This window comes from Olivibacter ginsenosidimutans, assembly GCF_039542865.1.
Classification (GTDB): Bacteria; Bacteroidota; Bacteroidia; order Sphingobacteriales; family Sphingobacteriaceae; genus Olivibacter; species Olivibacter ginsenosidimutans.
Genome location: NZ_BAABIQ010000005.1, coordinates 318,081 through 333,614, shown reverse-complemented (window position 1 = coordinate 333,614; position 15,534 = coordinate 318,081). Strand labels below are relative to the sequence as shown.

12 protein-coding genes are annotated in these 15,534 nt (G+C 40.8%); 5 read left to right on the top strand and 7 right to left on the bottom strand.

Features of this window, described 5'->3' with window-relative positions; translation table 11 throughout:
* Positions 1-7: 7 nt before the first annotated feature.
* The 3 genes from ABD930_RS05010 (at position 8) to ABD930_RS05000 (ending at position 2,563) form a co-directional block, all read left to right on the top strand.
* Positions 8-937, top strand: a complete 930-nt coding sequence (locus ABD930_RS05010) for a glycosyltransferase family protein (protein WP_345230606.1) — start codon at positions 8-10, stop codon at positions 935-937.
* Positions 934-1,638, top strand: a complete 705-nt coding sequence (locus tag ABD930_RS05005; RefSeq protein ID WP_345230605.1) for a DUF5672 family protein — start codon at positions 934-936, stop codon at positions 1,636-1,638. Before ABD930_RS05010 ends, ABD930_RS05005 begins: the two co-directional genes overlap by 4 nt.
* A 175-nt stretch (positions 1,639-1,813) precedes the next feature.
* A complete protein-coding gene (locus ABD930_RS05000; RefSeq protein WP_345230604.1) occupies positions 1,814-2,563 on the top strand; it encodes a glycosyltransferase family 2 protein in 750 nt (249 codons plus the stop codon).
* Here the strand turns inward: ABD930_RS05000 and ABD930_RS04995 are convergent.
* From ABD930_RS04995 to tilS, 4 genes are all read right to left on the bottom strand, one after another.
* Complete coding sequence (locus tag ABD930_RS04995) at positions 2,537-5,011, bottom strand: YfhO family protein (protein WP_345230603.1); 2,475 nt, start codon at positions 5,009-5,011, stop codon at positions 2,537-2,539. The genes ABD930_RS05000 and ABD930_RS04995 overlap by 27 nt on opposite strands.
* Before the next feature lie 189 nt (positions 5,012-5,200).
* Complete coding sequence (locus ABD930_RS04990; RefSeq protein WP_345230602.1) at positions 5,201-5,488, bottom strand: DUF4834 family protein; 288 nt, start codon at positions 5,486-5,488, stop codon at positions 5,201-5,203.
* Between the two features lie 109 nt (positions 5,489-5,597).
* On the bottom strand, positions 5,598-6,083 hold the full coding sequence (locus ABD930_RS04985; protein ID WP_345230601.1) for a hypothetical protein: 486 nt from the start codon (positions 6,081-6,083) through the stop codon (positions 5,598-5,600).
* A gap of 2 nt (positions 6,084-6,085) precedes the next feature.
* Complete coding sequence (gene tilS, locus ABD930_RS04980) at positions 6,086-7,423, bottom strand: tRNA lysidine(34) synthetase TilS (protein ID WP_345230600.1); 1,338 nt, start codon at positions 7,421-7,423, stop codon at positions 6,086-6,088.
* Between the two features lie 165 nt (positions 7,424-7,588).
* Here tilS and ABD930_RS04975 point away from each other — a divergent pair, with 165 nt between their 5' ends.
* Both ABD930_RS04975 and ABD930_RS04970 read left to right on the top strand, forming a co-directional pair.
* Entirely contained in the window at positions 7,589-10,048 is a 2,460-nt protein-coding gene (locus tag ABD930_RS04975; RefSeq protein ID WP_345230599.1) for an OstA-like protein, read from the top strand.
* A gap of 128 nt (positions 10,049-10,176) precedes the next feature.
* On the top strand, positions 10,177-12,327 hold the full coding sequence (locus ABD930_RS04970) for a S46 family peptidase (RefSeq protein WP_345230598.1): 2,151 nt from the start codon (positions 10,177-10,179) through the stop codon (positions 12,325-12,327).
* Between the two features lie 58 nt (positions 12,328-12,385).
* Here the strand turns inward: ABD930_RS04970 and miaA are convergent, their stop codons facing one another.
* The 3 genes from miaA to ABD930_RS04955 form a co-directional block, all read right to left on the bottom strand.
* Entirely contained in the window at positions 12,386-13,300 is a 915-nt protein-coding gene (gene miaA / locus ABD930_RS04965; protein WP_345230597.1) for a tRNA (adenosine(37)-N6)-dimethylallyltransferase MiaA, read from the bottom strand.
* A complete protein-coding gene (locus ABD930_RS04960) occupies positions 13,279-14,436 on the bottom strand; it encodes a Gfo/Idh/MocA family protein (protein ID WP_345230596.1) in 1,158 nt (385 codons plus the stop codon). The genes miaA and ABD930_RS04960 overlap by 22 nt, the downstream gene beginning before the upstream one ends.
* A gap of 232 nt (positions 14,437-14,668) precedes the next feature.
* On the bottom strand, positions 14,669-15,460 hold the full coding sequence (locus ABD930_RS04955) for a hypothetical protein (RefSeq protein WP_345230595.1): 792 nt from the start codon (positions 15,458-15,460) through the stop codon (positions 14,669-14,671).
* Positions 15,461-15,534 lie beyond the last annotated feature (74 nt).

Below are 15,534 nucleotides of genomic sequence, written 5' to 3'. Positions count from 1 at the left end.
TAGTATCATGCAAAACCCTGCTCCCATTGCTTTATTTGTTTACAATAGGCCGGAACATACCCGGCGAACACTCAACTATCTTCAACAGAATTTGCTGGCTGCCGAAACGAGATTATTTATCTTTTCCGATGCACCTAGGCAGGCAAGTGATGAAGACCAAGTAACAGAGGTAAGGACAATTGCAGCAGCAGTCTCAGGATTTAAATCGGTAAAACTCATCGCCCGTGACACGCATATGGGACTGGCGAAAACCATTATTGATGGCATAACTTGGTTGGTCAATGAATATGGTAAAGTGATTGTATTTGAAGATGATTTACTTTCTTCGCCCTATGCCTTAAGTTACTTTAACGAGGCACTCTTACGCTATGAACAGGAACAGCAAGTGATGCAAATAGCGGCTTATATGTTTCCAATTAAACCCGCACAGACATTACCGGAGACCTTCTTTTTACGATCGGTTAGCAGTTGGGGCTGGGCCACATGGAAAAGAGCTTGGCAGCATTTTGAACCCGATATCAATCGGCTATATGAGCAGTTTGATGAAGATATGATCTATCGCTTTACAGTAGATGGAACGATGCATAATTATTGGACACAACTACTCGACTTTAAATCGGGCAAGAATGATTCGTGGGCCATCCGATGGCATGCGTCCGTTTTTCTCCAAAAAGGTTTAGTGCTTTATCCCGCAAAATCATTAATTGAAAATATTGGACATGATGGCAGTGGTGTGCATTCGATTATTGAAAGTACCTATAAGGTGCATCCATCAAGAAAGCCGGTAACTTTTTTTCCAGCAACCATACAAGAGGATGCACACGCATTGACGGCAGTGAAGCATTTCTATAAACATCGAAAAGGTTCTTGGTTTAAACGCGGCAGGAAATTTCTAATCAATCGATGGTTTAAACTTAAACATAAATTCACTCCATGAAGATTGCTATCGTTATTCCTGTTTATAAAGAGCTTGCCGATCTGGATGAGCGATACGCATTTTGGCAATGTGTAGAAGTGCTGCATCGTTACCCTGTTATTCTTGCCGTACCGCAATCCCTGAATACAACGTATTATGAGGCTTTAACGGAGAAACCTATCCTAGTCCAACGCTTCGAAAACGCTTATTTCAAAAACATCAAAGGATATAGTCGTTTGCTCACCAGTAAGCACTTTTATCAAGCTTTTCAGCAGTATGATTATATTCTCCTTTACCAGCTGGATGCTTGGGTTTTTAGGGACGACCTCACCCAATGGGCAGAAAAGGGGTACGATTATATTGGAGCACCATGGCTTGAAGCGCCTCCAATTGTTTCACGAAAAAAACCGATTATTAATCTATCCAAACGATTGGTAAATAAGGTGGGAAACGGAGGTCTCTCTTTGCGGAAAATAAGCAGCCATAAAAAGTGGAGTTTTTGGGCCAGCTGGATGTTTAAACTCTTACCCAAAAATGAAGACATGATCTGGACGCTATTTGTTCCCTTTAAAAAACCGACCAGTGGGGAAGCCCTACATTTTGCTTTTGAACGGAATCCATCACAAGCCTTCGAATTAATCCACCATCAACTTCCCTTTGGCTGCCATGCCTGGCAAAAATACCAACCCGATTTCTGGAGAAAATACATTAAAAAAATATAAAGCATGCGCATCAAGATTTTTTTAGTTAAGTGATCCGTTCTAGGATATACGTATATTTTTACCCCGCATTACGCGCTACGCTTTAAGCTCTAGGCATACGGTTTATGGCCTATTGCTGAATTTGGCTTAAAACGTATCACTCAGAAGCGGTTTTTAATTTTTACTTTTGAATGAAATGGCCCCTACATTAAGCGTAATTACTATTGTATACAATAACGTTCAGGATATTGAACGAACTATCCTATCGGTTGTAAAGCAAAGCTATCCACATATGGAATACATTATTGTTGATGGCGCATCAACCGATGGAACACTTCAGGTTATCGAACGCTACCAAAAGTACATACACCGGCTAATCAGTGAGCCCGATAAAGGTATTTATGATGCCATGAACAAAGGGTTACGACAGGCGACAGGCGACTATGTGCTATTTATGAATTCCGGTGATGAAATTTATGCTGCAGAAACGGTTAAAAACGTATTTTCCTCAGCATCAAATGCTGATATTTATTATGGTGAAACAGAAATGATTGACCAAGATGGAAAGAGCCTTGGCAGACGCCGACACCGTGCTCCAAAAGCCTTTACATGGAAAAGTTTTAAATACGGAATGAGCATTAGTCACCAAGCCATTTATATCAAACGATCCCTAACGGTACCTTATGATTTACGTTATCAACTCAGCGCAGACATTGATTGGATCTTAAAGGCAGCTAAGAAAGCAAGCTACATCGTCAATACCCACCAATATGTAGCGAAATATTTAGTGGGCGGTATGTCTAAAAAAAGACATTGGCAGAGCTTAAAAGAACGCTTCCAAATTTTCACGAAGTATTATGGGTTTTTACCCAATGTGCTTCATCATGGTATTATTGCCTTCCATTTAGCTTGGTACTATTTACTTCACCGTCGGACTAACGACTGATTTCTTTCTATTTTCAAGCCAAATTGCAGCAGCTAAGCTAAGCACCAGTACAATAGAAGCTACCAATGAAATATTCTCGCCCATGAAATAAGAACTTGGCTCAAATTTAAATTCCACTTTATGGTTACCGCCAGGCAATTGCGCAGCACGCAGCACATAATCTGCACGTAAAATAGGAATTTCGGTGCCGTCTACAAATGCCTTCCAGCCTTTATCATACCATATCTCCGAAAATACTGCCATGACATCATTCGGTGCGCTATACTCGTAAATCAAATGATCTGGCCGGTAACTGGTTAACTCAATACTTGCATTGGTTGATCTACCTAAACGTTTTTCATCCAGCTGACGCTTAAACTCTTCATGAATAAAGGCCTCCTTCTTGGGATCAAAACTGTCCAGCGCATGCATTTCTTCTTCATTGTTCTTCACAAAGGTAACCCGATCAACAAACCAAGCATTACCCGCAGCCTGATCTCGCTTTTGAATACTTTGGGAAGTTCCCGCCTTATTATTCGTAATTACATAGCGTGTATTTAACATATCCAATACATCCTCATTAATGGATCTGGAGAATTGCCTTTCAATCAATTCATTATACCGCATTAATTTAGCCGCATGGTATCCCCCAACATTTTTATGGAAATAAGAAGGAGTAGCATTTTGAAAGGGGTCTACGGTTAGATCTAACACACGATAATCTGGTGTTTTATCCATCAAAATGAGATTGTCCACTTCACGCGGCTTAAAGAAGTACTGTTGCGCTTGTGATTTTTCGACAAAACTATTTTTATTGAGGTAGCGATTATCCACACCCCACAAATCAATCAGTATGAGCACGCCTAAAGCGGCCACCACAACAGGGGCTTTCAATTTATCTTTTGCAAAGAGCCAAACAACGCCTCCAGCCAATAGCACAAAGATTAGGGAGCGAAAAGCATCATGACGTGCGATGTCTGCCCGATCCTGTACCAAAGCATTTCCTAGTGATTGGCCAAAGCCATTATCCTGTACCGATTGGGATATACCTTGTACCCATTGTTGATGGTTACTGGTTTGAAAATTCAGGAATAAATCAGGAAGTGCCCATACAATAAACGAAATACCTCCTACTATAGCTAGCGAATAAAGAATTTTTTTGTCCAATTTATCGATTCCCTTCCGGTTATTGATCAACTCATGCACAGCCAAGATAGCCAATATGGGCACTAAGAAAGCGGCAATAACCAAGTTGGATTCTACCGCCCTGAATTTATTATACATGGGGAAATAATCAAAGAATAGATCAGATATGAGCGAAAAATTCTTACCCCACGAAAGAAAAATACTTAACAAGGTAGCCGCAAGGATCCACCATTTTATCCGGCCTTTTACAATAAATAAACCTAAAATAAACAAGAAAACCACAATCACGCCAAAATACCAGGGACCAGAGGTAAAAGGTTTATCACCCCAATAATTTGGAAAATAATTCGGAGGAACCTGACTGACGTCGATACCCTTACTGCTCAGCACCTTTGCGACATTAGAATTCGGGTCTATCTTATCATTAGACCCACCACCATAGGCATCAGGAATTAAAAACGTTATGCTTTCACCAACTCCTTGGCTCCATTGATAAGCATAATCACGGCTTACCCCATGTTGTTCTGACCCCCTATCTTCCGAAGTAATATTGGATTTTCCACGAATCGAATGTTTTTGATATTCATAGGTTGTCCATAGCAGCCCTGCATTTACCGCAATAGCAATGATGGTAGCGATAACCATAAAGCCAATGGACTTTAGGAAATCAGCTACTTTTTTTCCTTTTATAGCATGGTATAATTCTATCCCCACTAGGATGAGTAGTGCGATAAATAGGTAATAGGTAACTTGGATATGATTTACCCTTATTTCTAACGCGAGAGACAGCGCCAATACGGAGGCACCAAGTAAATGCTTTCCCCTTAAACACCACAAAACCCCTGCAACAACAGGAGCCAACAAAGCAATAGCATAGGCCTGATTTGCATGACCTGCTTCGATATAGATAAAATTATATGAGGTAAAAGCAAATGCTAAGGCTCCAACGGCTGCCAACCAAGGTTTTACACCCAACACATTCAATAATAAGTAGGCCCCCAGCAAATAAAGCAATACAATGTCTATTGGGTACGGAAAAATCCCTTTAATACCGGCCATAATATGCGTACCGATATTTTTTGGATAAGAAACCCAGATTTGATAAGAAGGCATCCCTCCGAACATGGAATTCGTCCATAATGGCGCTTTTCCATCAGCAGCTTTAAAATCCATGATTTCTTTTTGCATGGCCTGCGCTTGGGTAACATCACTTTGGATAAGCACTTTTCCTTGCCAAGCTGGAGCAAAATAAACAAAGCATATCACAATAAAGATGCCTATAATGGCAAAATGGACGGTGTTCCGGTTGAACCAATTCTTCATTCTTTTCTATTACGTTAAAGCTAAACCTCAAACCTATTACAAAAAAATGATATTTCGAAGCTTAAATCTCCGAAATATCATTTTTTACCAAATATACTAAGCGCCGTTTATATGAAGTACTTTCGTTTTCCTGCTTGACAAGGGTTCTACATTTCGTTTAAATGCTGTCGAAGCAAAAGAGGCCAAGGATTACTTTATTTCTTCGAAATCTATAAATTCGCCAACTTTCGCCCCGGTAGATGGCTTGTTTTTGTTGGATTTTGGAGGAACATAATCAATACGTACTTTTCCATCAGGCTTGGTTTGGTAGCTTTCATTATAGGAATAATGGCCTGTTTGCTGTCCATATTGTTTTTGGGCTTCTCGTTGCATTTTACCCACAAGCATAGCCATGAGATGAGGAAACAATACCGTTACCAACATTCGTAGGAGCCATAAAACGATAATGATGATAAATAATACTTTCAACAAACCCATAATCAACAGACTTAATTCAATAACCAATAATAAATAAAAAAGGTATATGAACAAACATACGTATTTCTTAGATAAAATCGTATGCAGCTATGGGTTATTGACATAAACTTTACGATTCTTTTGCCTTTAAGATAGCTCTAGTCAAGTCATTAGGATGATGTGTTCCGATAACATAAACCAGTCCGTCTCGATCGGTAAGCCACACGGCTGATTTGCCTCCAGCGTAAAACCTAATTTTTCCTTTTTGGTGTAGATTATATACCGGACTATTGATCAGATAGGAGCTATAGGCACCACTTTCTACTTTCGTAATACTATTGAGATCTATTTTAACTAAACGGGTAGTCCACAAGCCCTGTAGGATGACACTTTTATTCTTTACGGTAATCCGATAATGCAACATATACATCATAATGATCGATACAATCAAGATGATACAACCAACTAATAAAAATAATTGCTGGTTTCGCTCCCGCTCCGTACTAATATAATATGCCGTAAAACAAAATAGAGCCATCACCAGACGTACACTTACCCAGCCACGATCGCGCCCTAGATATTGATTTTCAACAAATAGCAGTTTGTCTTCTTCCATATTTATCTATAGGCTAATATAGCAACTTTTTTTGTTTCAGAAGTTATTTTGCAACGGTCGTCCATGCGGTAAGGGACAACCCATAGGATATCACCATTACCGTTCACGACTATTGGAACATCTTTTTTATCCGTCAATGGCAGCTTCAACGAAATAAAAAAGTCACTCAGCTTTTTCTTTCCTTGCATACCCAGCGGTTTAAACCAATCGCCTTCTTGCCAAGATCTCACCAACAAAGGAAATTCCAACCGGTCGGCATCAATAGCAATCGTGTCTCTTTCCTTCTTATGCACAATACTTCCTTCTTCACTGAGCTGTAAGCTAAGGTTTCGGTCCCTCAGCTTGATGGATTGCCCCGGCAAGAGCAGCATCACGGGAAATAATTCTTCACCTATTGGATCTAAGAATAATTCATCTCTATTGATCAGCAAGCGATGTGTAGGTGAATAAAAACATTTTCCGGTACGATCGGTACGTTCCCAAGTAGCTATCAAATCGCCAATAACCTCCGCAGAAAAATGGTATGGTCGAAAAAGTTCATATAGTAAGGTCTTTAATGGATACAATGCCTGTAGTTTGTTAAGGTGGATAACATACCGTTGACCTTTTGCAGGAATAAACAACTCCTGCCGTAGGTTGCGGCTATAGGTCTGTAAAAATTCGTTCAATTCCTCAAAACGTTTGGCATTTGCGGCAAATGTTTTTTCGAGAGATGGATTGATAGCTTTCAATGCGGGGACAACCTCCCATCTTAATTTATTCCGTTGGTATTGTGTGGAAAAGTTTGATGCATCATCCCGATAGTGTAATTGATTTGCTTGAACAGCGGCATCAACCTCCTCGCGCGTTAGGAACAGCAATGGTCGTATAAATCGATCCCGTTTCGGTAAAATACCATGCAGACCAGCAATCCCAGTACCTCGTGTCAAGTTCAATAACATGGTTTCCACCATATCGTTCTGATGGTGAGCCAGTGCGACATATTGATAATTGTGAGCAATTCGTAGCTCTTCAAACCAAGCATAGCGCAATTCTCTAGCAGCCATTTCAATGGAGATCCCTTGCTTTTGTGCATAATTATCCGTCTCAAAACGTGTTACAAAATAGGGTACTGTTAATTCATTAGCTAATGCAGCAACTAGTGCTTCGTCTAGGGCAGACTCTTCTGCACGCAACATAAAATTAACATGCGCTATTCCAAAATCGAACCCAGCTTCTGCAAACAAATGGGCCATCAATACAGAATCTTTACCTCCACTTACGGCTAGCAACACACGTTCATGTGGCAACAACAGTTGATGTTCCTGAATAAAGGCCAAAAATCGTGTTGACAGGTCCATGAGCCAAAGGTAGTTAATTTTATATTCCTGAGATGCCTTTTAAAACAGGGCTTTCATTATTACGTTTTAAATGCAACATTCTGGAACCTTATATACCTGAAAAAGGAAGTAGTTAAAATTTCTTAAATTATTAAACTACCTAACTAATTTAAATAACTTTGTAGCGTGAAGAAATGTCTAATTGTATTCATTTGGCTCTGCTGTGCACTACCTTTTTATGTCAAAGCACAAAAAGAAGTGAAACTAATCAGTTCCAGTTATTATCAAGCAATAAATGAACGGGGCGTAGATCGGTTCTATAAACCTGTTTTTCTTCACGAAGGAAGTACCCTATCGGCAGACAGTTCGGACTATAACCCTTCGGAACGCTTTTTCGATGCCTATGGCAATGTCGTTATTACACAACCTAATGGTACAGTTGTTTATGCCGATAAACTGCATTATATTAAGGATGATCGAGTAGCTATATTGACTAATAATGTGCGGATGGTAGACGTTAAAGGAGCCGTATTAACGACCAATCATTTAACCTATAACTTAAATTCGAAGATCGGGACCTATACCAATGGTGGTCGTATTGTGAATGAGAAGGATACCTTAAATAGTAAAAATGGCTACTATTTTGAAAACAGCCAGGACGCCTATTTCAGGTACAATGTTATCGTTAGAACCCCCGAAACAACTATTTTTACGGATACTTTACGTTATAATTCAGTATCTAAAATGGCCTATTTTTACGGGCCCACTAATATCAAGGGAAGAAACGGCGGAAATTTATATACCGAAAATGGTGACTACCATACCGAAACTGACCGGGCTAGATTTGGAAAAAACAATCTATATACGGAAGGCAGCAAGTTCTTACGTGGCGACAGCCTATATTACGATGGTAAGCAGGGTTATGGACGAGCGATCAAAAATGTCGTCTTCATTGATACCGCCCAACAAGGTATCCTCTATGGTCAAAAGGGGGTTTACTTAAAAAAAGATGAAAGTATTACCATGACGGATAGCGCCTATATGATTATGGTCACTAAGAAAGATTCCGTCCAAAACAAAGGTACCGCTGACTCGCTAACTACCGATAGTTTGCCCCCAACAAGAAGTTTGGACTCGCTTACCACTGATTCCTTACATCGACCAGTGCAAGACTCGTCTGCTACCGATTCTGTTTACATGGCTGCCGATACCCTTTATTCGCGTGTAATTCTGTTAAAAGATTATATCCCCGTGGCCCTAAATCTGCAACGAGATGGAGGGGATCTTGATGAAGATGATGAAGAGCAGTATAATGATCTTGGAACAGATAGTTTGGAGAATTCCTTATCCGACAGCTTAGCAACTGTCTTGCCCGATAGTATCCAACAAATACCGGATAGTACCGCCCTCGATTCTACCGGACAAGCCATCAAAAAAGAGAAAATTAATCCTGAAACAGCAGAAAAATCTGTATCAGCCGATAGTTTGACTGCTCCGCCCAAGCCTAAACATGACACGGTACCACCACTTGATATCCCGGCAGACTCGATCATGAAGGTAAACCAACAAGATACACTACAAAAACAGCTATTGAAAGAGCCATCGCAAGAAACGATAAAGAAAGCCGTCAGTAAAGCTTCAAAACTGCAGAGCGACACGCTTGTACAAAGTCAGCGAGCTTGGATAGGCGATGAGCTTGCTGCCGATAGTCTATTAATTAATCCGGCAAATACGCCGCTAAAGGGACAGGCCGACAGTTCATTTACGCGTGCTAAACAAGCCGCATTAAATCGAACGCCATCAGATAGCAGTTCCTTGGATACAACAAAGACCCGCATTGTAAAGGCCTATTACCACATGCGTATTTATAAATCAGATCTACAGGCAAGGGCAGATTCCGCTTATTATGGTTATCCAGATTCTGTAATGCGTTGCTATGGAAACCCTATGATATGGGCACAGGGCTCCCAATTATCATCAGACACCTTATACATGCAGTTAAAGAATCAAAAACTGGATAATATGCTACTCAAAACCAATGCATTTATAGTGAGTACCCAGCTGGATTCGGCTAAGTTCAATCAAATTAAAGGCAGAAAAATTACAGGCTTTTTTACCGACAATCAGTTGGACGTTATGTATGTAGACGGGAATGCGGAAAGCATTTATTATACCCTGGAAGCAAATAAAATTTCGGGAATGACCAAAAGTGTAGGCGGACGCATTAAAATTCTGTTTGATAACAACGAGGTTGCCTCCATCGTAAACATTCGAAAAACAGAAACGAGCTATACTCCCGTTGCTGCTTTTGATCCGGATAAGGAAATTCTTCCCGGCTTCATTTGGAAACCAAAAGACCGGCCAAAAAGTAAAGAGGAAATTATCAATCCGCCATTTATTGCGAAAGATACCACTTCTCGTCTGACAGATACGCTACAACAGACACCGCAGGATAGTCTGAAGCGGGATAGCTTGAAAAAAACCGCTTCGCCTGCTAAAAAATCGGACAAAAAGGAAAACCCTCCCATAAAGGAACAGCCAGGTCAGCCATCAAATCAGGAACCCGCTAAGGCTATCCTTTCCCGGCACCGCAAACCGGTAGTCGACACTAAAAATGATACCGATACCCTGGTAAAAAAACAATAGATGACGAATAGTGGACCAAATTGCGATTATTTGTTTTGACCGCAAATTTAACGCATCTTTGTTGCTTTATAATTCTTCGGATCTTTCTGTTAAATGGATCTGTTATTCTATGACTACATAATACATACATGAAAACAAAAAACAGTTGGCTTATTTTATTTCTACTCTTCCCATTTACGCTTGTAAGAGCAGATGAAGGCATGTGGTTTTTAATGCATATTGACCGATTGAACCACCGGGATATGCAAAAGATGGGACTACAGCTTACATCGGAAGAGATTTACAGCATTAACCACGCCAGTTTAAAAGATGCGATTGTTCAATTTGCAGGAGGATGCACCGCTGAAGTGGTATCTAAAGACGGCTTGGTATTGACCAATCACCATTGTGGTTATGAAGCGATTGCCGAATTATCAACACCGGAACATGACTACCTTACGAACGGTTTCTGGGCCCCCTCGCCATCGGAAGAATTGAAACCACAATCATTAACCGTTCGATTCTTTGTTCGTATGGATGACGTCACCAAACGTATCCTAACCAAACTAAACGATCAAATGAGTGAGGAAGAACGTGAAAAAGTAATTAATCAGGAAATTGCCCTGATACAGCAAGAAAACGATGAAGGTGGAAAATATGTGGTATCCGTCAAGTCGTTTTATAATGGTAACGAATATTATTATTTTGTTTACCAAGACTATACCGATGTGCGATTGGTAGGTGCGCCACCGAATAGCATAGGAAAATTTGGTGGAGATACCGATAATTGGGAATGGCCAAGGCATACCGGCGATTTCTCACTATTCCGAATTTATGCAGACAAAGATGGCAATCCCGCGGAGTACAACCCATCAAATGTTCCGTTAAAGCCGAAGTATCACTTACCCATAAGCTTGAAGGGTTTTCAGGAAAATGATTTCGCCATGATATTGGGTTACCCTGGGCGCACCAATCGTTGGATGCCCGCAGCCGGAATTGATCAGAATGTCAATTTTGCTTATCCAGCTTGGGTAGAAGCATCTAAAGTTGGCATGGATCATATGAAAAAGTACATGGATGGCAATCAGCAAGTTAAATTAGACTATGCATCGAAATATGCACAAGTTGCTAATTATTGGAAAAACCGTCAAGGCATGATTAATGCCCTTAAAAAGCATCAAACTGCTGATACCAAACGAGCCGAGGAAGTTACCTTTAACCAGTGGGCCAACAAAAAGCGTAATCGTGAACGATACGGCACAGTAATCGCCACGATCGACCGTTTTTACCAAAACACCAATGAACAGAGCAGACACGATAATTACCTCATGGGTATGTTGCGTTCCAGTACCTTTGTATCTCTCCCTTATGTATTAGGAAAAGGTTTGGTTTTATTTGCTCATAGCAATGAAGCCAAACGGACTGAAGTACTCCCTAAACTTAAGCGTGCGATTGAGGCAGAATATGAAAAGCTTTATTTACCCTTAGAACAGGATGTATTAACAGCAGAATTGAATCTATATGCAGCAAAAGCTAAAGCCGCCGGACTGGCATCTTTAGTGGATTCAATTGCTAATCAAAACCAAGGCGATTTTCAGTCTTACGTAACAGCAGCATTTGAGCAAAGCCTATTCGCTTCAAAAGAGAAATTAGAGGCTTATTTGAACAAACCAGATGCTGAAGTGTTGGAAAAAGATCCGCTATATCGCCTCTCTACCAGTTTAATGGACCGCTATCGTTATACCGATCAGGCGCAACAGCAAGCAGAGGCAGATTTTCAAAAAGCGTTTCGGTTAATGGTAGAGGGTATGCGTAAAGCCAATCCAAAGAAAAAATATTATCCGGATGCAAACAGCACCTTACGGTTAACCTATGGAAAAATAACGGCCCTTCCTGCTGATCCAAGAAACGATGCACAAGAAAATTACTATACGACTTTAAAGGGAACTATCGCGAAATACAAACCTCACGACGAGGAGTTTGATTTACCGCAACACCTAATTGATTTATATGAGGCAAAAGATTTTGGTCCCTATGCAGATAAAAAAGGCTACATGCCAGTCAATTTCCTAACGAATAATGATATTACGGGTGGAAATTCCGGATCGCCGGTTATCAATGGTCAAGGGGAGTTGATTGGAATCGCCTTCGATGGCAACATTGAAGCAATGGCCGGAGACGTCATATTCGACCATCAATTGCAACGGACTATTGCGGTAGATATTCGCTATGTGCTTTTCTTGATAGACAAATTTGCTGGTGCAAAACATTTGGTAGACGAGATGACGCTGGTGCAGTAATTTTTCGAAGCGTATCCATACTATACTATGCCCATTGGTTCTGGCCGGTGGGCATATTTTAGCCATTTAAGAAATGGCATATTTCTGCACAGTTCTGCTCTTCATCTTTCATTCCATCTAACCAATGGATAGCAATACCATCCTTTTCCATTTTTCTAAAGTAAGTCATCTGCCGTTTGGCATATCGATGGATTTCAGTATTGAGTTTCGTGAATAAAGTGGTATCATTGATTTCCCCCAAAAGATAAGCTGTTACATATTTATATTCCAAGCCATAGAACTTCAATCGATCAGGAGGTATACCTTGCGTCAATAATCCTTCCACCTCAGCAATCAATCCTTGCTCTAAGCGGTGTTTCAATCTATCGGTTATCCGCTGTCGCCGTTCTACTAACGGCAGCGAGATTCCAAACACGTTAGCCTCTAGCGGTTGTGGAGGTACCAAAGCCGTTTCGGGATGCGTATTTAACCAATAGGCAATCTCAATGGCGCGAATTAATCGCTTTTTTGTACTCATATCGGCATGAAAACGCGCGGAATGGGGTATGGATAAAAAAAGCTTTTCCAAGGCGCTTATGTCTTGATCAAGGAGATGACTTCGTAATTGATCATTACGTGGTACCGCTGTATAGATGTAGCCCTGTAACACCGATTGTATATATAATCCCGTACCACCGCAAAGAATAGGGATCTTGCCTTCGCTTTGGATTGTCAACAAAGCTTCCTGAAAGTCATCTTGAAAGTGGGCAATGTGATAGGTGTCTCCAGCATCTCGGATATCAATGAGATAAGGAGTCATTCTCCCATATATTGCCAAATCTTTACCGGTACCAATATCCATACCGCGATAAACCTGTCGGGAATCAGCGCTAATGATAGCACCATTTATTTTCTTGGCTAAAGCAACGGCCAGGGATGTCTTCCCCGAGGCCGTTGGTCCTAAAAGAACAATTAAACCACGAATTTGGTCCATTTTTCTGAGCTGGCACTGCTAGCCACGACATTGTCAATAAAAGCCATGCCCCATACACCATCGTCTACTGTTGGGAAATCTAACATTTCCGGTGTTGGGGTTTCACCATTTAATTTGGCCATTACCGTGAGTGCGAAATTGCGATAGATATTAGCAAAGGCTTCTAATAATCCTTCAGGATGCCCTGCTGGAATTCGGGTATTATGTTTAGCCGCATCACTTAAATAAGCATTTCCGGTACGATAAATCTTTTTAGGTTCGTTCAGCATATTGACATAGAGGCTGTTAGGCTCTTCCTGAATCCACTCTAACCCGCCATTTTCTCCATATATCCGAATACGAACGGCATTCTCTTCACCGGCAGCAATTTGCGAGGCTATTAACACGCCATTGGCTCCGTTGTCAAACCGTAATAAAACGTTTCCATCATCATCCAACAAACGCCCATCCACCAAGGTATTTAAATCGGCGCAGATATCGGTTATTTTCAGTCCGGTAATGTACGCCGCCAAATGTGCCGCATGGGTACCAATATCTCCCATAGAACCACTTTTACCTGAACGTTTAGGATCAGTTCGCCAAGCAGCTTGTGCATTCCCTTCCCGTTCGCTCAACCGGCTGAGCCATCCTTGCGGATATTCTACAATTACTTTTCGAACTTTTCCCAACTCATTCCCTTTAACCATGGCTCTAGCCTGTTTAACCATGGGGTAACCGCTATACGTATGGGTAAGGGCCAAAGTTAGACCGGTGCTATCGACAAGCGCTTTCAGTTGTTTCGCTTCTTCCAAAGTAAAGGTCATGGGCTTTTCAATGATTACATTGAAACCATTTTCCAATGCTAAGCGTGCTGGGTCAAAATGAACGAAATTGGGAGTAACTATGGTCACGAAATCCATACGCACGTCTTCTGGCAATTGGCTTTCTTTTTCGATCATTTCCTGATAGTTTTCATATACCCTATTTGGGTCAACAAACAACTCTTCTCCAGATTGTTTTGATAAGGCAGGATCGATACTAAAAGCACCACAAACTAACTCTACCAAACCATCCATTCTAGCAGCTATACGATGCACAGAACCTATAAAGGCATCTACGCCACCGCCTACCATACCCATACGAAGTTTTCTTTTCATTACTGTCTATTTTAATATTACATCAGTTTTTAATCTTCCTTAAAAGAAGTCCCTATGGTAATTGCATAGGGACTTCTTTTAAGTAGCGGCCCTAAAATAATAAAAAGAATTGGTATTCTTCCATCCAATTTAAGTTGTTTCTCTCATCGTCTAGATAGTTTTTCCGGCTGATGATATATCCATTCCATACGGAGATGGCCTAAATTCCAATGCAGATGAAACACATATCACATTACGGTTCAACACGATAATGCATCTTAATGCTTCCCAAGTTTTCCGTTGTATGAAAGTCTTTCGCTTGTTTAGCCGAATCTCCTACGATCAGCTCGCGATAAGCTTTGGTATCGTAACGCAAACCCGTAGAACCATGTATATAAAACCGCTGAGGCGAAGTACTTCCGGAACGATTAAACCCTAATTGTACATAAATTTCGCCATTAGACCAATCCCTATCTACATAAGTCATAATATCTCCAGGATGGAATTGCCGGATCATACCTTTTAGGAGTTTGCTTAAGCCACCGACGATCAGAAAATTTGATTGCTGACAGAATCGCAATAGTTCAAAGGAGCGGTAATTTGTCGGCCTATCGTTCATTTTCCGACCACTGCTAAAAACGGCTATAGCGACCAATTCGTCCCGATAGAATAACCCATATCGATACTTACCGGGAAGATGAACTTGTAAGTGATACGCTTGCTGAAAGCCAATGGCCTCTTCTTTATTAATCCTGCTTAACTGTGTATTCCGCGCATAGATACGCTGTGCCCGCTGTAAGGCTGCGCTAATACGATTGATGATAATTGCTTTTTTCTGTAAAAAGAGGTCTTCATCTATATGAATAACCCTGCTGGGAATGGAAACCGTTTGGTGTACAACATTTGCAAATAAATTACAATAAAACAATAAGACTAAATCGTGCTTCGGTATTTGAATTTGGAAAACTGCCTTAGCTAAAGGCACAACGGATACGCTCAAGACAAATTGCCCTTCCAATACATCCAATAATATGCGTAAACTCATCGGCCACCTATTCATTTTGCAAAGGTACCACCAAAAATCCTTACCTTAGATGCTGTTTACAGTTGTATTGTAAA

Bases quoted from the DNA above. Each gene is read 5' to 3' on its own strand.
- ABD930_RS04970 (WP_345230598.1), top strand. From the start codon at position 10,177: ATGAAAACAAAAAACAGTTGGCTTATTTTATTTCTACTCTTCCCATTT.
- miaA (WP_345230597.1), bottom strand. From the start codon at position 13,300: ATGGACCAAATTCGTGGTTTAATTGTTCTTTTAGGACCAACGGCCTCG.
- ABD930_RS04960 (WP_345230596.1), bottom strand. From the start codon at position 14,436: ATGAAAAGAAAACTTCGTATGGGTATGGTAGGCGGTGGCGTAGATGCC.
- tilS (WP_345230600.1), bottom strand. From the start codon at position 7,423: ATGGACCTGTCAACACGATTTTTGGCCTTTATTCAGGAACATCAACTG.
- ABD930_RS05000 (WP_345230604.1), top strand. From the start codon at position 1,814: ATGGCCCCTACATTAAGCGTAATTACTATTGTATACAATAACGTTCAG.
- ABD930_RS05005 (WP_345230605.1), top strand. From the start codon at position 934: ATGAAGATTGCTATCGTTATTCCTGTTTATAAAGAGCTTGCCGATCTG.
- ABD930_RS04955 (WP_345230595.1), bottom strand. From the start codon at position 15,460: ATGAGTTTACGCATATTATTGGATGTATTGGAAGGGCAATTTGTCTTG.
- ABD930_RS04985 (WP_345230601.1), bottom strand. From the start codon at position 6,083: ATGGAAGAAGACAAACTGCTATTTGTTGAAAATCAATATCTAGGGCGC.
- ABD930_RS04990 (WP_345230602.1), bottom strand. From the start codon at position 5,488: ATGGGTTTGTTGAAAGTATTATTTATCATCATTATCGTTTTATGGCTC.
- ABD930_RS04995 (WP_345230603.1), bottom strand. From the start codon at position 5,011: ATGAAGAATTGGTTCAACCGGAACACCGTCCATTTTGCCATTATAGGC.
- ABD930_RS05010 (WP_345230606.1), top strand. From the start codon at position 8: ATGCAAAACCCTGCTCCCATTGCTTTATTTGTTTACAATAGGCCGGAA.